The sequence below is a fragment of the Mesorhizobium sp. CC13 genome (genome assembly GCF_039907765.1).
Lineage (GTDB): Bacteria > Pseudomonadota > Alphaproteobacteria > Rhizobiales > Rhizobiaceae > Aminobacter.
On the sequence record NZ_JARDJI010000012.1, the window covers coordinates 42,000 to 59,385 of the forward strand.

Annotated in this window: 17 protein-coding genes and 1 other RNA gene; 10 read left to right on the plus strand and 8 right to left on the minus strand. The window is 66.4% G+C overall.

Annotated elements, in window-relative coordinates; genetic code table 11:
• Nucleotides 1-159: 159 nt before the first annotated feature.
• The 3 genes from PV773_RS16445 to PV773_RS16455 form a co-directional block, all read right to left on the minus strand.
• Nucleotides 160-2,031 carry an extracellular solute-binding protein gene (locus PV773_RS16445; RefSeq protein WP_347967386.1) on the minus strand — a complete coding sequence of 624 codons (1,872 nt, stop codon included), beginning with the start codon at nt 2,029-2,031 and terminating at the stop codon, nt 160-162.
• Complete coding sequence (locus PV773_RS16450; RefSeq protein WP_347967387.1) at nt 2,028-3,920, minus strand: extracellular solute-binding protein; 1,893 nt, start codon at nt 3,918-3,920, stop codon at nt 2,028-2,030. The genes PV773_RS16445 and PV773_RS16450 overlap by 4 nt, the downstream gene beginning before the upstream one ends.
• Nucleotides 3,921-4,071: 151 nt before the next feature.
• A complete protein-coding gene (locus PV773_RS16455; RefSeq protein ID WP_347967388.1) occupies nt 4,072-4,725 on the minus strand; it encodes a cytochrome c family protein in 654 nt (217 codons plus the stop codon).
• A gap of 201 nt (nt 4,726-4,926) precedes the next feature.
• Between PV773_RS16455 and PV773_RS16460 the strand changes: the two genes are divergently transcribed.
• Nucleotides 4,927-5,655: a 3-deoxy-manno-octulosonate cytidylyltransferase gene (locus PV773_RS16460; protein ID WP_347967389.1), complete on the plus strand. Its 729-nt coding sequence runs from the start codon at nt 4,927-4,929 to the stop codon at nt 5,653-5,655.
• A 16-nt stretch (nt 5,656-5,671) separates the two neighbouring features.
• Nucleotides 5,672-6,535 carry a prephenate dehydratase gene (locus tag PV773_RS16465; protein WP_347967390.1) on the plus strand — a complete coding sequence of 288 codons (864 nt, stop codon included), beginning with the start codon at nt 5,672-5,674 and terminating at the stop codon, nt 6,533-6,535.
• A 22-nt stretch (nt 6,536-6,557) separates the two neighbouring features.
• Here PV773_RS16465 and PV773_RS16470 read toward each other — a convergent pair whose 3' ends face one another.
• A complete protein-coding gene (locus tag PV773_RS16470; protein ID WP_347967391.1) occupies nt 6,558-7,016 on the minus strand; it encodes a MarR family winged helix-turn-helix transcriptional regulator in 459 nt (152 codons plus the stop codon).
• A gap of 64 nt (nt 7,017-7,080) precedes the next feature.
• Here PV773_RS16470 and PV773_RS16475 point away from each other — a divergent pair, with 64 nt between their 5' ends.
• Entirely contained in the window at nt 7,081-7,545 is a 465-nt protein-coding gene (locus PV773_RS16475; protein ID WP_347967392.1) for an SgcJ/EcaC family oxidoreductase, read from the plus strand.
• Nucleotides 7,546-7,622: 77 nt separating this feature from the next.
• Here PV773_RS16475 and PV773_RS16480 read toward each other — a convergent pair whose 3' ends face one another.
• Genes PV773_RS16480 through PV773_RS16490 form a run of 3 tightly spaced genes read right to left on the minus strand, consistent with a single transcriptional unit; the run spans nt 7,623 to nt 9,899 of the window.
• Entirely contained in the window at nt 7,623-8,504 is an 882-nt protein-coding gene (locus PV773_RS16480; protein ID WP_347967393.1) for a bifunctional helix-turn-helix transcriptional regulator/GNAT family N-acetyltransferase, read from the minus strand.
• A 53-nt stretch (nt 8,505-8,557) separates the two neighbouring features.
• Entirely contained in the window at nt 8,558-9,508 is a 951-nt protein-coding gene (gene nudC, locus PV773_RS16485) for an NAD(+) diphosphatase (protein WP_347967394.1), read from the minus strand.
• Nucleotides 9,509-9,545: 37 nt separating this feature from the next.
• On the minus strand, nt 9,546-9,899 hold the full coding sequence (locus PV773_RS16490; protein ID WP_340036467.1) for an HIT family protein: 354 nt from the start codon (nt 9,897-9,899) through the stop codon (nt 9,546-9,548).
• Nucleotides 9,900-10,092: 193 nt separating this feature from the next.
• Here PV773_RS16490 and PV773_RS16495 point away from each other — a divergent pair, with 193 nt between their 5' ends.
• From PV773_RS16495 to PV773_RS16510, 4 genes are all read left to right on the plus strand, one after another.
• On the plus strand, nt 10,093-10,533 hold the full coding sequence (locus PV773_RS16495; RefSeq protein ID WP_347967395.1) for a DUF1772 domain-containing protein: 441 nt from the start codon (nt 10,093-10,095) through the stop codon (nt 10,531-10,533).
• Between the two features lie 66 nt (nt 10,534-10,599).
• Nucleotides 10,600-10,696, plus strand: an RNA gene (gene ffs, locus PV773_RS16500) — signal recognition particle sRNA small type.
• Nucleotides 10,697-10,813: 117 nt separating this feature from the next.
• Nucleotides 10,814-12,643 carry a DNA polymerase III subunit gamma/tau gene (locus tag PV773_RS16505; protein WP_347967396.1) on the plus strand — a complete coding sequence of 610 codons (1,830 nt, stop codon included), beginning with the start codon at nt 10,814-10,816 and terminating at the stop codon, nt 12,641-12,643.
• A gap of 18 nt (nt 12,644-12,661) precedes the next feature.
• Nucleotides 12,662-12,985 carry a YbaB/EbfC family nucleoid-associated protein gene (locus PV773_RS16510; RefSeq protein WP_347967397.1) on the plus strand — a complete coding sequence of 108 codons (324 nt, stop codon included), beginning with the start codon at nt 12,662-12,664 and terminating at the stop codon, nt 12,983-12,985.
• A 94-nt stretch (nt 12,986-13,079) separates the two neighbouring features.
• Here the strand turns inward: PV773_RS16510 and PV773_RS16515 are convergent, their stop codons facing one another.
• Nucleotides 13,080-14,120 carry a zinc-dependent alcohol dehydrogenase family protein gene (locus PV773_RS16515; protein ID WP_347967398.1) on the minus strand — a complete coding sequence of 347 codons (1,041 nt, stop codon included), beginning with the start codon at nt 14,118-14,120 and terminating at the stop codon, nt 13,080-13,082.
• Nucleotides 14,121-14,323: 203 nt separating this feature from the next.
• Here PV773_RS16515 and PV773_RS16520 point away from each other — a divergent pair, with 203 nt between their 5' ends.
• From PV773_RS16520 to PV773_RS16530, 3 genes are all read left to right on the plus strand, one after another.
• Nucleotides 14,324-15,010 carry a cell wall hydrolase gene (locus tag PV773_RS16520; RefSeq protein WP_347967399.1) on the plus strand — a complete coding sequence of 229 codons (687 nt, stop codon included), beginning with the start codon at nt 14,324-14,326 and terminating at the stop codon, nt 15,008-15,010.
• Between the two features lie 159 nt (nt 15,011-15,169).
• Nucleotides 15,170-15,775, plus strand: a complete 606-nt coding sequence (recR, locus tag PV773_RS16525) for a recombination mediator RecR (RefSeq protein WP_347967400.1) — start codon at nt 15,170-15,172, stop codon at nt 15,773-15,775.
• A 237-nt stretch (nt 15,776-16,012) separates the two neighbouring features.
• Nucleotides 16,013-17,242 (plus strand): lytic murein transglycosylase, encoded by a 1,230-nt coding sequence (locus PV773_RS16530; protein ID WP_347967401.1) that lies wholly within the window; start codon nt 16,013-16,015, stop codon nt 17,240-17,242.
• Nucleotides 17,243-17,386 lie beyond the last annotated feature (144 nt).

A 17,386-nucleotide genomic window follows, 5' to 3' on the forward strand; every position in this document is an offset into this window, starting at 1 on the left:
GGGGACGATTTCGCCGCCCCCACCAAAATCGTTGCAGATTGGCGCGAGCCCGCCATGCCGCACAGTCTCACCCCTTGTGGGGAGGGATAAAGGGTGGGGGTCGTTTCGAATGCGATTGCGCTCCCCACAAGGGGGAGGGTGGGGCACCGCGCCGAAATCTCAGGTCTTGCCAATACGTGCAGCCTTGTCCTTGTCGAACCACCACATCGCCTCGATAGGGAAGCCGAAATCCGGCTTCGGCTCCTTGAAGCCGAACATGTCCCAGAAGGCGGCACGGTGATTCGCCGAAAACCAATTTGGAATCCAGTCTTGCCGGGCGCGCAAGACCCGGTCGAGCGCCCGCATGGCGACCGTCAGCGCTGCGCGATCCTTGGCCGCACCCACGGCGTCGACCAGCGCGTCTATGGCAGGGTCGGCCGTGCCCGGCAGGTTGGTCGAACCCTGCAGCCTGGCCGAGCTCGAATGGAACAGGCCGGCGAGCTCGTCGCGGCTGGGCGTGGCGGAAAACGAAGCTGCGGTCGATATGGCGTCGTAGTCGAAGCTCGCCTGGCGCGCCTGGTATTGCGACGAATCGACCATGCGGACCGAGGCGTCGATGCCGATGGCGCGCATGTTCTCGATCCACGGAGAATAGACGCGCACGAAGATGTCGTCGTCGACCAGAACCTCGAGCGTCAGCCTTTCGCCCTTGGCGTTGAGCACGCTTCCGCCCTTGCGCGCCCAGCCCGCCTCGGCGAGCAGCCGCGACGCTTGCCCGAGCAGCTTGCGGTCGCGGCCCGAACCGTCGGACGGCGGCTGCTGCACCGCCTCGCCGAAGGCCTCCGCCGGTACCTTGCCGCGCAAGGGCTCGAGCAGCGCCAGTTCGGCGGGCGAGGGCAGGCCCTCGGCGCGGAAGTCCGACTTCTCGAATGTCGACTGCGAGCGCTGATAGGCGCCGTAGAACAGGTTGCGGTTGGTCCACTCGAAGTCGAAGCAGAGCGCGATCGCCCGGCGCATGCGCGGATCGCGGAAGCGTTCGCGGCGCTGGTTGAGCGCGGTCGCCTGCATCATCGGCCGCTTCTCGCCCGGGAATTCCCGCTTGATGACCTTGCCTGCCTTGAAGGCGGGAAAATCATAGCCCGTCGCCCAGATGCGCGAGGTGGCCTCCTGGCGATAATGGATGTCGCCTTTCTTGAAGGCTTCGAAGGCGGCCTGCCTGTCCTGGTAGAACTCGATGCGGATGCGGTCGAAATTGTAGAGGCCGCGGTTGACCGGCAGGTCGCGCCCCCAATAGTCCGGCACACGTTCGAATTCGATCATCTGCCCGGCGGAAAAGCGGCCGACCTTGTAGGGGCCGGATCCGAGCGGCGCCTTGAGCTGCGACGCGTCGAAGGGATTGGCGTCGAAGAAGGCCTTGGCGGGGACGGGGTATGTCGCGACGTCCAGGATGTTGAGGTCCGACTGCTTGCCGTCGAAGGTGAGCCGCAGCGTTGCCGGGTCGACCGCCTTGGCTTCTTGCAGCCGGCTGAGCGGCAGCAGCAGGCTCGGATGGCCGTCCCGCTTGAACAGGTTGAAGCCATAGGCAACGTCCTCGGCGGTGACGGGCGTGCCGTCGTGGAAGCGTGCCTCCGGGCGCAGCTCGAAATCGAAGCTGTTGTGGTCGTCCGAGATGGTGACGGTCTTGGCCAGGAGGCCGTAGATCGCGTCCGGCTCGTCCAGCGCCCGCACCATCAGCGAATCGTAGCACATGTCCATGCGCGGCGGGCTGTCGCCCCGGCTGACGAAGGTGTTGAGGGTGTTGAAGGTCAGCGGGCTCTGGTTGAGGACCCAACTGGGCGGCGAGAAGTTGAAGGTGCCGCCCTTGGGCGCATTGACATTCACATAGTCGAAATTCGGGAAGTCGGGACCGTATTTCAGGTCGCCGAATGCCGAAAGCCCGTGCAGGCCGGTGCCGGCGGGGCTGGCGGCAAAGGACCGGCCCGGCAGCAAGGGCAGGCCAGCCGCCGCGACACCCAGCGCCAGGAAGTCGCGGCGGGGCAGGCGCGTTCTCAATTGACCCCCTTGTACTTGGCGGCGAGCGCGGCCTCCTTGTCCTTGTCGATCCACCAGGAGTCGATGTCGACGCCGATGTAGCCCGGTTGCTTCTCGGGAATGCCGAACTTGTTCCAGTAGGCGGCGCGCACCTTTCCGAGGTGCCATTGCGGGACCATGTAGTAGTTCCACAGGAGCACGCGGTCGAGCGCGTGAGTGGCCGCGATCAGATCGTCGCGATCGGTCGCAAAGATGACCCTGTCGACCAGGGCGTCGACGACGGGGTTGTTTATTCCGGCCAGATTGCGCGATCCTGGCGTATCCGCCGCCTTGGAGCTGAAGAAGTCGCGCTGCTCGTTTCCGGGCGACTGGGACTGGGCGAAGCTCGACAGCGCGAGCATGTCGAAATCGAACGAGCGGGTGCGGTTGATGTACTGGCTCTCGTCGATGATGCGCAACGTGGCGTCGATGCCCAGGCGGCGCAGGCTGTCGATGTACGGCGTGGCCACGCGCTCGTCGGTCGGGTCGCTGCCGAGGAATTCGATGCGGAACTGCTCCCCGGTCTTTTCGTTGGCCAACCTGCCGCCGCGATTCACCCAGCCGGCTTCCTTGAACATCTGCACCGCAGCGCGCAGGTTCTCGCGACCGGCCTGCGGCGTGTCATAGACCGGCAGCTTGAACTCCTGGGTGAAAAGTTCGGGCGGCAGCTTGTCGCGGAAGGGTTCGAGAATCTCGAGTTCCTTACCTTGCGGAATCCCGCTCGAGGCCAGCTCTCCACCTTCGAAATAGCTGTCGGTGCGTGTGTATGAGCCGTAGAACAGCGTGCGGTTCATGGTCTCGAAGTCGAAAGCCATGGTGATGGCCTTGCGCACGCGCGGATCCGCGAACAGCGGGCGGCGCGTGTTCATCACGTAAGCCTGCATCGGCTGGCCCGACGTCGTCGGATACTCGGACTTGGTGACGTCGCCGGCCTGGATGGCCGGAAAATTATACTCGGTTGCCCAGCGCTTGGCGCTCGATTCCGCGCGAAAATCCTGGAAGCCGCCCTTGCCGAAAGCCTGCCAGGCGGCATTGTCGTCAAGGAAATAGGTAAAGCGCCGCTTGTCGAAGTTCTCGCGGCCGATCTTCACCGGCAATTGCGCGCCCCAATAGTCGGGCACGCGCTCCCAGACGATCTCCGTGCCCGCCTTGAAGCTTGAGATCTTGTAGGCGGCGGAGCCGAGCGGCGGCTCCTGCGTGGGGCGGCCGATGTCGCGCTTCTTGCCATTGGCATCGGTGCCTTCCCACCAGTGCTTCGGCAGGACGACGAGGTCGCCCATGATCTTGGGCAACTCGCGATTGCCCTTCTGGTCGAAACGGAACGTCACCTCGCGCTCGCCGGTCGCGACCGCCTCGGTCACGTTGGCGTAGTATTTGTTGTAGAGCGGGCTGTTGGCCTTCAGCACAGTGAAGGACCAGATGACGTCCTCGACCGTTATGGGCTTGCCGTCGTGCCACTTGGCGCGCGGGTCGAGGCGGTAGGTCGCCGACGAAAAGTCATCGGGATACTTGTAGGCTTCGGCGACGAGCGGATGGCTGACGCTGCCCTCGTCGACGGACTGTTCCATCAGCGTGTCGTAGAGCAGACCGCCGCCGAACCCGGCGAAGCCGGCAGCCGGATTGCCCTGGACGATATAGGGGTTGAAGCTGTCGAAAGTGCCGGCGGTAGTCGTGTTCAGCGTGCCGCCCTTGGGTGCGTTCGGGTTGACATAGTCGTAGCGCTTGAAGTCGTCGCCATATTTGGACGTGCCGATCAGTGACGAGCTGGTGTGCCAGCCGGGGTCGGCGGCTGAGGCCGGCGGGAGGGTGCCCGAGACAAGCAGCGCGGCAAGCCCCGCCGCTGCAATCGTCCTGTTCAGGCATGCCTTCATTGCGATCCCCTGGCTTCGGTGTTTCGGAACACTCTAATTCAATTGGGCGCATGGAAACCACACGCCGTGCGATTGTCATCGCACGTTTTCGTCAGGCAACAAAAAAGCCGGGCGAAACCCGGCTTTTTCAAGATGCGAAGCGATGATTTGCCTACTTGGCGGCCGGTGCGGGGGCTGCACCTTCCGCCGGAGCGGCGGGAGCGGCGCCTTCGGCCGGGGCGGCAGCAGGCGTGGCGGCCGGGGCAGCGCCAGCCTCGGGCAGCGGTGCCGGGCTGTCGGACAGCGTGCGCAGATAGGCGATCAGGTTGGCGCGCTCATCAGGCTTCTTGATGCCGGCGAAGCCCATGGCGGTGCCCTTCACCAGGCCCTTGGGCGAGGTGATGAAGTTGCTGAGGTGCTCGAAGTCCCAGACCACCGAGCCGCCCTGCGAGAATTCCTTCATCGGGCCCGAATAGGCGAAGCCCTCATGCGAGGCGATCGGACGGTTGACGATGTTCCAGAGGTTGGGGCCGACCTTGTTGGGGCCGCCATTGTCGGCGGTGTGGCAGGCGGCGCACTTCTTGAACACGGCCGCACCCGCCTCGGCATTGGCGGCCGCGAGCAGCTGGGCGATCGGCGTCTCGGCCGGGGCGGCTTCGCCGCCGCCTTCGCCCGCGCCGCCCTCTTCGGCCGCCTCGATGGCGAAGCCCGGCTTCTCGGGGACCGGAGAGGCGAAGATCGAGTCCGACACGATCGAGATCGAGAAGGCCACGAAAGCCGTTCCGAGCAGGGCGCCGAGCACCTTGTTGAATTCGAATGAGTCCATACGCCCCTGGCTCCCTTATCCGGCCGGTTCGCCATCCTCTGCGACCGTCGCCGTTCGTCGGTATCGTCTAGCGCCCGGCCGGGGCCGGGTCAAATCGCGCGGAAACTAGGTCTTTTGCTTGTCCGTTGCAACACATATAAGGGCGCTTCCAGTGAGACGTTTTGACACTTTCCAAAGCATTCAGAGACAGCAGCCCGAGCCATGCAGACCCTCGTCCTGATCCCCGCCCGCATGGCTTCGACGCGCCTTCCGGGCAAGCCCTTGGCCGACATCGCCGGTCGGCCGATGATCGTGCATGTCGCCGCACGCGCCGCCGAAAGCGGCCTCGGCCGCGTCGTGGTGGCGACCGACACCGAGGCGGTGGCCGCGGCCGTCAGGGCCCACGGCTTCGAGGCGGTGATGACGCGCGCCGACCATGAGTCGGGCTCGGACCGCATCTTCGAGGCGTTGCAGGCACTCGATCCGAGGGGCGAGGTCGACACGGTGGTCAACGTCCAGGGCGACCTGCCGACCATCGACCCCGAGCTGATCCGCGCCGCCTTCCGGCCGTTCGAGGATGCCTCGGTCGACATTGCCACACTCGGCGTCGAGATCACCCGCGACGAGGAAAAGACCAACCCGAACGTCGTCAAGATCGTCGGATCGCAGCTTTCGCCGGGCCGGCTCAGGGCGCTCTACTTCACCCGCGCGACGGCGCCTTGGGGCGAAGGGCCGCTCTTCCATCACATCGGGCTGTACGCCTATCGCCGCGAAGCGCTGGAGCGCTTCGTCAAGCTCGGCCCGTCGCCGCTGGAGAAGCGCGAGCGGCTGGAGCAGCTGAGGGCGCTCGAGGCCGGCATGCGCATCGATGCCGAGATCGTCTCGTCGCTGCCGCTCGGCGTCGACACGCCCGAAGATCTCGAACGCGCCCGCGAAATCCTTTCCCAATAGAGCAGACAGGCCGACCATGCCGACGACGACCAACAAGATTGCCTTCCAGGGCGAGCCGGGCGCCAATTCCGACACCGCCTGCCGCAACATGTTCCCGAACATGGAGCCGCTGCCCTGCGCGACCTTCGAGGATGCCTTCAGCGCGGTCGAGACCGGCAAGGCCGACCTGGCGATGATCCCGATCGAGAACACGATCGCCGGCCGCGTCGCCGACATCCATCACCTCTTGCCGGAATCCAAGCTGCACATCGTCGGCGAATATTTCCTGCCGATCCATTTCCAGCTGATGGTGCTGCCCGGCGTGCAGCGCGCCGAGATCAAGACCGTGCACAGCCACATCCACGCGCTCGGCCAGTGCCGCAAGTACATCCGCAAGAACGGCTGGAAGCCGATGGTGGCCGGCGACACCGCCGGTGCCGCCAAGCTGGTGTCCGAGGTCAAGGATCGCACCATGGCGGCGCTCGCGCCGCGGCTCGCAGCCTCGCTCTACGGCCTCGACATCCTGGAAGAGAATGTCGAGGACACCGACACCAACGTCACCCGCTTCGTGGTGCTGACCAAGAACAAGCAGTGGGTCGACCGGCCGAGCCCGGATGCCAAGATGATGACCACCTTCATCTTCCGCGTCCGCAACGTGCCAGCGGCCCTCTACAAGGCGATGGGCGGCTTCGCCACCAACGGCGTCAACATGACCAAGCTCGAGAGCTACCAGCTCGGCGCCTTCACCGCGACGCTGTTCTATGCCGACATCGAAGGCCATCCTGAGGATCAGGGCGTCGCGCACGCGCTCGAGGAGCTGCGCTTCTTCTCGCGTGAGGTCCGCATCCTCGGCGTCTATCCGGCGAGCGATTCGCGCGACGAATGGAAGGTGGCGGATTGAGGTAGGTCCGCCTCTCCGGCATTCATGGTTGGCGGCGATCGGGGGGTATCCTCGGCTGAACGTCGTTTCTCGAGCAGAGAGCCGTCAAGGAAGCGCGCAGCGAACGATAGGCTTCTTCGCCGAGTGACGCACGATAGTCGGCTTCCAGGGCCATGTTGAACTCGTGAACGGCCTGGGTCACGCCGAGCGCCCGTTCCGTCGGCACGACGAGCTTGGCGCGCCGGTCGACCGGATCCTGCATGCGCTCGACGTAACCCAGTCCTGCAAGCTCGTCGACCAATTCGCCCATCGCCGGCCGTCCGATGCCCGCACGCATCGCAAGCACGCTCGCGCGCGTTCCTTTCGCATCGATGTTGGCGAAGACGGCCCCGTGCTTGGGCCTGATCTGGGTGTGGCCCTTCTCGCCCAGCACTTTGACAAGTGCTGCGGCGGACGCCTGATAGGCATAGAGAAGAAGCGATTGCGTGTAGGGCGAATTCATCCTTCCTTTTTATTTGGCAGCGATATAATATGGCAACCATACCAATATGGATATGGAGGAGCCGATGTCCCTGCGCGAGCCCGGCGAGATTGCTCGGCGCATCGCCGACGCATGGAATGTTCATGACGCGGGTGCATTTGCCGCGCTGTTCGCCAAGGATGCCGACTTCACCAACGTTTTCGGGATGGAGGCCACGGGACGGGCGGAAATCGAGCGCTTCCATGCGCCCGTGTTCGAGACGATGTTCAAGGAAAGCGTCCTGTCGGTGGACGGCGCCCGCAGCCGCATGCTTCGCGAGGATGTGGCTACCGTCGACCTGCGCTGGTCGATGACCGGCGCGCGCGATCCGATGGGCCGCGAATGGGCGCGCCGCCGTGGGCTTATCAGCCTGGTCATGAGCCGCGAGAACGGAGATTGGCTGATCGCGTCGATGCACAATATGGACCTCCCGGACAGCGGGATGGCCGAAGCTCAACAGCGGGTGCGGGGAGGGGAGGCAATCCCTTCCACGTCACCGAAAGGTGTCTGATCGCTCGTTTGCGATGGCGGCGCTCGCGCATCTGCCGGACGTTGGGTCGTGAGAACCCAGCGCAGGGCAAGTCCGGCCTACAGCTGCTTCGAAAACCAGTGGTCCGCGTAGGGATTGTCGTTGAAGCGGTCGATCTCCGTATACCCCTCGCGCCTGTAGAGCGCCTGCGCTTCCTTGAGCGTCCGGTTCGTGTCGAGGCAGACCGAGCGCGCGCCGAGCCGGGCGGCGACCGCTTCCAGGCGATGGAGCATGCGGCTGGCGAGCCCGAAGCCGCGGGCCGACTGCGCCACCCACATGCGCTTGATCTCGGCGGTGCTGTCGTCGAACAGGCGGACGGCCCCGCATCCGACCGCCTCGCCGTCGAGGCGGGCGACGACGAAGCTGCCCCTTGGCGCGCGGTACTCCTCCGTGCCTGCGCTTCCGCCATTGCCGGGATCGAAGCCCTCCTCGAAGCGGGCCGCCAGCTCCTCGAAGTAGCGCATCAGGCACTGCTGCGCGTCGACGCTGTCGGGCAGCTCCTCCTCGACGGTGATCGAGGCCGCCGCGAGCAGCCGCTCCACTTCCCCCATGGCCGTCACCAGGCGCTCGCGCGCTTGCTCCGACAAGGGCGCGAGCATGGAATTGGCAAGATCGTCCGAAAGCGCCTCATAGGCCCGGTACTCGACAAGCCCACGCTCGGTAAGCGTCGCCCGTCGGCCGCGGGCGTCCGCCTCGAGTTTCGCGACGTCGACGAGGCCCTGCGTCTCGAGCTGGCGAAGCATCCGGCTGAGATAGCCGGAATCCAGGCCCAGCCGCGCGCGCAGCACGCCGAGCGCGGCGCCATCCTGGCCGATCTCGAAGAGCAGCCGGGCGAGGCCGAGCGGCCGGCCGCGGCTCAGATAGCTGTCTTCCAGGGCGCCGACGCGGCGGGTGACAGTGCGGTTGAAGCTGCGGATGCGGGAGATCTGCGACGAGGTCATTGCCTGACTATAGTCAGATATCCCGCCGGCAGCAAGTGGATGACTGACTACAGTCAGATATCCCGGTCGTGTCCCGCCCAGGCGTGTATGAGATGATGAGCGATGGAGTGCCGCGCCGGCACCTTGAGCTCGGCCGGATGCGTGCCGGCGAGCATCTGCCGGACCTCTTCGCGCGGGAACCAGCGGCAGTCCTCGAGCTCGGCCGTGTCGGTCACGATGTCTTCGTTCAGGGCCTCGCCGAAACAGCCGATCATCAGCGAATAGGGGAACGGCCAGGGCTGGCTGGCGTGATAGACCACACGGCCGAGGCGGATGCCGGCCTCCTCCAGGGTCTCGCGGCGAACCGCCGCCTCGATCGTCTCGCCCGGCTCGACGAAGCCGGCGAGCGCCGAATAGACGCCGGCTGCGAAATGCCGGCCTCGCCCGAGCAGGCACTTGTCGCCGCAAACCGTCAGCATGATCACCACCGGATCGGTGCGCGGAAAGTGCTCGGCAGCGCAACCGGTGCAGACCCTCTTGTAGCCGCCGGCACGCATTTCGGTGGCCGCCCCGCAGCGGCCGCAGAAGCGGTGGTTGGCGTGCCATGCCAGGAGGGCCGCCCCTTGCGCCAGGGCGCCGAGGCCGGCGCCGTCGATGAGGCCCTGGGCGTGTATCGAGCGGAAGTCGATCGCCTTGAGCCGCTCGGGCAGGCTCTCGCCCTCCGCGGCGGCCGGCACGGCGAGCATGGCGGAGCCGTCCGCGCGGCCGAGCAGCACGGCCTCGTCGAGGGGGACCTCCAGCGCCCGCGCCGCGGCCAGGGTGAAATACGGGTTTGCCGCGCCATTGCCGAAATCGAGCACCAGGCGTCCCGGTCCGATCAGCAGCAGCCGCGCTTCCGGCTCCGCCAGCGCCAGGCGGGCAGCATCGTCGCTGCGCTTTTCCGACTGGCGTTCGATCACATTGCCGGCAAAGCCGAGAAAATGGCTCGCTTCGCGCTCGGGCGCGCTGAACAGGCTGAAGGGCATTGGGCAGACTCTGGGGGTGCTGGGTCGGGGGTTGCCGTTATAGGGCAGCCTTGATGCTCTCGGCAAACCGGTGCAGGTCGTCGCGCCGATATGGCTCGCGCACGCCATGGCCCCAGACCGGGCCGGGCCAGCCGGGATCGCCCTCGGAGCGCGCCACGACATGGAAGTGCAGCTGCCGCACGACGTTGCCGAGCGCGCCGCTGTTGATCTTGGCGCAGCCGGTCGCGCGTTTGAGCGCGTGCGCCACCATGTTGCTTTCGAAGGTCAGCATCGCCTGGTCGAGCGGGGTGAGGTCGTGGATCTCTTCGATGCCGGGGCGTTGCGGCACCAGGATCAGCCAGGGCCAGCGCTGGTCGTTCATGACGCGCAATTCGCACAGCCCGAGCCACATCAGCGGCTCGCTGTCCGTGTCGAGACGCGAATCCAGCGCAAACCCGGCCTTGAGCCCCGACATCATTGGCGTTTCCCTTGTTTCTCCAAAAGCTAGAGCGTGCCCGCAGTCGCTGCAAGCGAATCATTGAGATTGGATGCAATGCAATGCGCCGATGCGATATGGTGTGGACTGCACTGAACGGAGGTGCGCGATGTTGGCCGGTCAGATCGCATTCGCCTGCGCGGCGGCCTTCGCTGGAGCGGCATTCTACATCAATTTCGCCGAACAGCCTGCCCGTCTCGGGCTCGACGACAAGAATCTGCTCGATGAATGGAAGCCGAGCTACGCCAGGGGCTTTGCCATGCAGGCGAGCCTGGCCATGGCGTCGGGGCTGCTGGGCCTGCTCGCCGCCTGGCTCGAAGCCGACTGGCGCTGGACCGTCGGCGCCGGGCTGATGCTCGCCAACTGGCCCTATACGCTGCTGGTCATCCTGCCCACCAACAGAAAGATCGAGGCGATCGCGAGCGCGGATGCCGGCACGGCCTCGCGGAGGCTCATCATACGCTGGGGTACGCTGCATGCCGTGCGCACCGCCCTGGGATGCGCGGCGACGGTTGCCTACCTCTGGGCCCTCGGCGCACGGGGTTTCTGAGGCGCTTTGGTTCACCCCTGGCCTTGGCTCTTGCATTTGGCCGAACAATTGCCGATATGGAGGTTGGGAGGTTGGTGGTGGACGATCCACTCGCCAACCGGGTCAGGTCCGGAAGGAAGCAGCCCTAACGAGCCCGGAACGGGTCATTGTTCCAGCCTCCCGCCTCTTCGCCCTTCTCCGCGTCATTGACGGCGTTGCGCCGTGCGGGCGAAACTCGCTCGCGGAATCGACCCGACTGCGGTCGGGCAGGGGCGCCAGGACCAACGGGCGAACGGGGCGGATGAGCGAAGCCGGACAGACCAACAAGAGCAAGGACGGCGCCTATCGCGTCCTTGCGCGCAAGTACCGCCCGGCGGATTTCTCGGCCCTCATCGGCCAGGAGCCGATGGTGCAGACGCTGACCAACGCGTTCGCCACCGGCCGCATCGCCCAGGCCTGGATGCTGACCGGCGTCCGCGGTGTCGGCAAGACCACCACCGCACGCATCCTCGCCCGCGCGCTGAACTACAAGACGGCTGACATCGATCGTCCCTCGGTCGACCTCACCGTGCCCGGCGAGCACTGCCAGGCGATCATGGAAGGCCGCCACGTCGACGTCATCGAGATGGATGCCGCGTCCCACACCGGTATCGACGACATCCGCGACATCATCGACCGTGTCCGCTACGCCCCGGTGTCGGCCCGCTACAAGGTCTACATCATCGACGAGGTGCACATGCTCTCGACGCAGGCCTTCAACGGCCTGCTGAAGACGCTCGAGGAGCCGCCGCCCCACGTCAAGTTCATCTTCGCCACCACCGAGATCCGCAAGGTGCCGATCACGGTGCTGTCGCGCTGCCAGCGCTTCGACCTGCGCCGCATCGACGCCGGCAAGCTGGTCGGCCATCTGGCGAGCATCGCTCGCCAGGAAGAAATCGAGGTCGAGGACGCCGCGCTCGCCATGGTCGCCCGCGCCGCCGAAGGCTCGGCGCGCGACTCGCTGTCGATCCTCGACCAGGCGATCGCCCATGGCGGCGGCAGGGTGACGGCGGAAGCGGTGCGCGCCATGCTCGGCCTTGCCGATCGCGCCCGCGTGGTCGACCTGTTCGAAAACGTCATGAAGGGCGACATCGCAGCGGCGCTGGGCGAATTGCGGGCCCAGTACGACACCGGCGCCGACCCCGTGGCCGTGCTCAACGACCTCGCCGAATTCACCCATCTCGTCACCCGCCTGCGCTTCGTGCCGTCGGCGGCCGACGACGCCTCGCTGTCCGAGGACGAGCGCAAGCGCGGCCTGGAATTCTCCCAGAGCCTGTCGGTGCGGGTGTTGGCCCGCGCCTGGCAGATGCTGCTCAAGGGCATCCCGGAGGTGCAGTCGTCGAACCGGCCGGTGAGTGCCGCCGAGATGGTGCTGATCCGGCTCGCGCACGCCGCCGACCTGCCGACGCTGGACGAGGCGCTGAAGTCGCTCGGCGACGCGCCACAGCAGCCATTGGGCAGCCCCCGCAACGGCGGCATGCCCGCCGGCGGCGGCAATGGCGGTCCCGCGGCCTCCGCCGTGTCGCAGGCGCGCATGCCGGTGACCAATGGCGGCGGCCAGGCGATGCGGCTGGTGGAAAGCGCGCCCGCGCCCGTGGCCTTCACGGCGCCTCAACCGGAACCCGAGCCCGTCGCCGATGCGGTGCCGGTGAAATCGATCAACGACCTTGCCAACCTCGCCGAATCGAACCGCGAGATGGCCTTCAAGGTGCTGATCCGCCGTGTCGTGCGGCCCGTCCGCATCGAGCCGGGGCACATGGAAGTCAGCCTGACCAGCGATGCGCCCAGGACCTTCCTCAACGACCTCACCGTCAAGCTGAAGGCCTGGACCGGCCGTCACTGGCTCGTGTCGCTGTCGAAGGAAGAGGGCGGGCCGACGCTGGCCGAGATCGAGGCCAGCAAGCGCGAGGAGGCGCTGACCGACGCCAAGGCGGACCCGACCGTGGCGGCGATCCTGGCGCGCTTCCCAGGCGCCAAGATCATCGACGTGCGCCTGCCGACGACGCCGGAGGCCGCCGATGGCGATATAGACGTCGAGCCGCAGCCCGACCCGGGCATCGGCCTCGACAATGACGACGACGACCCGTTCTGAGACGAAAAGGACAAGACCATGAAGGATCTCCTCGGCCTTATGGGCAAGGCGAAGGAAATGCAGGCCAAGATGCAGGCCATGCAGGAAGAGATCGCCCTGCTCGAGATGACCGGCCAGTCCGGCGGCGGCCTGGTGACGGTGACGCTGACCGGCAAGTCCGAGATGAAGGCGCTGAAGATCGACCCGTCGCTGGTCAAGGAAGGCGAGGGCGAGATCATCGAGGACCTGATCGTCGCCGCCCACAACGACGCCAAGGCCAAGGTCGAGGCGGCGATGCAGGAAAAGACCAGGGCGCTGACCGCCGGCCTGCCGATCCCCCCCGGCATGAAGCTGCCGTTCTGAGAAAAGAGCGAGTAGTGAGTAGCGAATAGGGGAAGCCTGACGCCGGCAGTGCGTCGCCAAAACTACTCGCTACTCGCTACTCGCTACTCGCTCCTTAGAACCGCGTCACCACGCTGATCCCCAGCCCCTCGAACCGGTCCATCGCCATCAGCGCCGCCGGCGCTTCGTCGAGGCTGATGTGCTTGCCGACGAGCAGCTGCGGCGCGAGCTTGCCGGCCTCGATCATCTCAATCATCGCCTCGTAGCGGAAAGCCTGCATGCCGTGGCTGCCGAGGATTTCGAGTTCGTGGGCGATCACCTTGCCCATCGGGATCTTGGGATCGGCGTGCTCCCCGAGCATCAGCCCGACCTGGACGTGGCGGCCGCGGCGGCGCAGGTTGGCGATGGAGTTGTAGCAGGTCGCGGGGTGGCCGAGCGCGTCGAGCGACAGATGCGCGCCGCCGCCTGACAGCTCCCGCACCGTGCCGACGACGTCCTGCTCGCGCGATGCGTTGACGGTCGCGACCGCCCCCATCTTGCGCGCGAAATCGAGCTTGTCGTCGGAGAGGTCGATGGCGATGACGTTGGCGCCGGCGGCCGCTGCGATCATGATCGCCGACAGCCCGACGCCGCCGCAGCCGTGCACGGCGACCCATTCGCCGGGCTTGATCCGGCCCTGGTCGATGACCGCCCGGAACGAGGTGACGAAGCGGCAGCCGAGGCTGGCGGCGGTGACGAAGTCCATGCTGTCGGGCAGCCGCACCAGATTGGTGTCGGCGAAGTCGACGGCGACATACTCCGCGAATGAGCCCCAGGCGGTGAAGCCTGGCTGGAACTGGTGCTCGCAGACCTGATGGTTGCCCGATGTGCATTCGAAGCAGCGGCCGCAGCCGCCGACGAAGGGAACGGTGACGCGGTCGCCGGCTTTCCAGCGCGTGACCAGCGCGCCGGTGGCGACGACGACGCCGGCAAGCTCATGCCCCGGCACATGCGGCAAGGTCACGTCGGGGTCATGTCCCATCCAGCCGTGCCAGTCGCTGCGGCATAGGCCCGTGGCTTCCACCTTGATGACCACGCCACCCGGCGCGGGCGTCGGATCCGCCACCCTCTGCACCGTGGGAGCCTGGCCGAACTGCTCGAAGAGCACTGCTTTCATGGCGGTCTTTTCCTGGACAGGAGCGCCGCCCCAGCGGCCTCGCCGGTGATCCTAGACGATCGAAGAGGGGCTTCGCGACCCCCACCTGATCGCCCAATCGGCGTTCGGCCATCTTTTTGCCCGAAAATAGAGGATTGTAGCCTCATTCCGGGGTTCGTGGCGGGCTTTGGAGAGGGGCGCTTTTGATCGCCATGAGAGGGAAGATGCCGATTTTCGTCGGCGTCGCCGCAGCCCTGTTCGTCATATCCGGTTGCACCACCAGCAAGTTGACGGATGGGCTCACCACCAGCTCGGTCAGGTCCTATGGCTACAGCGCCAGGGACAAGGAATGCCTGGCCCGGGCCATGTTCTTCGAATCCAACCGATCCAGCCGCGATGGCATGATCGCCGTGGGCTCGGTCGTCATGAACCGGCTGAAGTCGGGCGACTATGGCGACACGGTGTGCGGCGTTGTCGGCCAGAAGAACCAGTTCGCGCCCGGCGTTTTGTCCAAGCCGATGAATTCCAATGCGCTGCCCGACGTGCAGGCCGCCGCCGATGCGGTGCTCAAGGGCGAGCGCCATCCCAAGGTCACGCCCAACGTCATGTTCTTCCACACCGCCGGGCTGAAGTTCCCCTACAAGAACATGTTCTACACGACGGTCGCCGGTGGTAACGCCTTCTACGAGAAGCGCAGCCGCAACCGGCCGCGCCTTCCGGCCGAGCCGGAGACGGTGGTGGCCTCGGCCGCGCAGCAGGCGCTGCCCGGAATGGACGACAACGGGCCCGTCACCGTGGCCTCGGCCGGGACCGACGCGTCATTGGCAAGTGCGATGTCCTTCCAGGCGAGCCCGCAGCAGGCCGACGCGATCGGCGCGCTGATCGCCAGCCAGGACCGGCCGATAGAGTGAGCGAATAGGGAATAGTGAGTAGTGAGTAGAAGAGCCGGGCCTTGCCCGATGCTTCCATCACCAATCGCTGGCCGCTTTGGCGGCGAGTAGGGAGCGGGGCGAGGGTTTCCCCTCAACTATTCACTACTCACTGTTCCCTACTCGCTCTATACCCCTCGCATGTCCAAGCGAATCGCCGGTCCCGAGATCGAACGCCTGATCCAGCTTCTGGCCAAGGTGCCGGGGCTGGGGCCGCGTTCGGCCCGCCGCGCCGCGCTTCACCTGATCAAGAAGAAGGAGCAGCTGCTCGCGCCGCTGGCGGCCGCCATGGGCGAGGCGGTCGACAAGGTCCGCGTCTGCTCGACCTGCGGCAATGTCGATACCTCCGACCCCTGCATGATCTGCACCGATCCGCGGCGCGACCCGGCCACGATCATCGTGGTCGAGGACGTGTCCGACCTCTGGGCGCTGGAGCGGGCAGGCGCCATGAACGCGCGCTTCCATGTGCTCGGCGGCACGCTGTCGCCGCTCGACGGTGTCGGGCCGGACCAGCTCACCATCAAGCAGCTCGTCACCCGCGTGGCCGAGGGCGGGGTGAGCGAGATCATCCTCGCCGTCAACGCCACCGTCGAGGGCCAGACGACGGCGCATTACCTGACCGACCAGCTCTCCGGCTTCGACGTCAAGGTGACGCGGCTGGCGCATGGCGTGCCGGTGGGCGGCGAGCTCGACTATCTCGACGAAGGAACGCTTGCCGCGGCGCTCAAGTCGCGGACCGCCTTTTGACTCAATTGCGGTGAAGGAAGCTGCATGAGCAAAGTTTCTGAATCGTCGCAGCTCCGTCCCACCCCCCTCTGGCCTGCCGGCCATCTCCCCCGCAAGGGGGGAGATCAGCAGTGTGAAGCTCAGCGCTCATCCTGTGACGTTGGTGATTGGCGCAGACGGTGGCGACAGCTGATCTCCCCCCTTGCGGGGGAGATGGCCGGCAGGCCAGAGGGGGGTGCGAAGAAACGCAACCTTTCGATGCTGGCAGCATTGTTTGCAGTGGCCTTCGCCGCGCTCTTGCCGGCCACCCCCGCCTCTTCCGCGCCCATCGACGGCCAGTTCCAGGACTGGCTTGCCAACGATCTCTGGCCGGAAGCCAAGGCCAGGGGCATCTCCAGGGCGACCTTCGATGCGGCGTTCCAGGGCGTTTCGCCCAATCTCAAGCTGCCCGACCTGGTGCTCCCCGGCCAGAAGCCGAAGACGCCGAAGATGCAGCACCAGGCCGAGTTCGGCTCGCCGGGCAGCTATTTCGCCGAGAAGACCATCGGCGCCGTCACCGCGGGCGGCCGCAGCCGCGCCGGCGCCAATGCCAGGACGCTTGCCGCGATCGAGAAGCGCTACGGCGTGCCGGGCGGCGTGGTGCTCGCCATCTGGGGCCGCGAATCCGGCTTCGGTGCCGCCAGGATGCCCTACGACGCCTTCGAGGTGCTGGGCACCAAGGCGTTCCTCGCCACCCGCAAGGAGATGTTCCGCAAGGAGCTTCTGGCTGGCCTCGAGATGCTCGACCGCGGCCTCGTCAGCCGCGACGCCATGCGCTCGTCCTGGGCCGGCGCGCTCGGCCAGCCGCAGTTCCTGCCGACCTCGTTCCTCAAGCATGCGGTCGATTTCGACGGCGACGGCCGTGCCGACATCTGGAATTCCACGCCCGACACGCTGGCCTCGATCGCCAACTATCTCGTCGGCTATGGCTGGGCGAAAGGGCGCGACTGGGGCTTCGAGGTGTCGGTGCCCGACAGCGTCACCTGCGCACTGGAAGGTCCCGACCAGGGCAGGAAGATATCGGACTGGGCGGCGATGGGCATCAGCCGCATCGGCGGCAAGCCGTTTCCACCAGGCGAAGCCCGCGCCGAGGGCTTCCTGATGATGCCGGCGGGCCGCAACGGCCCGGCCTTCATCGTCACGCCGAATTTCTACGTGCTCAAGCAATACAACGAGAGCGATCTCTATGCGCTCTTCATCGGCCACGGCGCCGACCGCATCTCCGGTGGCGACAGGCGCTTTTCCGGCGGCTGGGGCAAGGTCGACGGGCTCTACCGTTCCGATATCGCCGCCTTGCAGCGCGCCCTGGAGAAGCTCGGCTACGACGTCGGCGGCGCCGACGGGCTGCCGGGCTTCAAGACGCGCCGCTCGATCGGCGACTGGCAGGCCAGGAACGGCGGCGCCGCCACCTGCTTCCCCGACAGGGCGACCGTCGAGGCGTTGCGATAGGCGGCTCTTCCTTCTCCCCGTTCACGGGGAGAAGGTGGCCCGAAGGGCCGGATGAGGGGCGGCGCTGACTTCCGAACTCAGCGCTGCCCCTCACCCTGCTGCGCTCGCAAGCTCGCTCCGCTTCCCTCTCTCCGTAAACGGGGC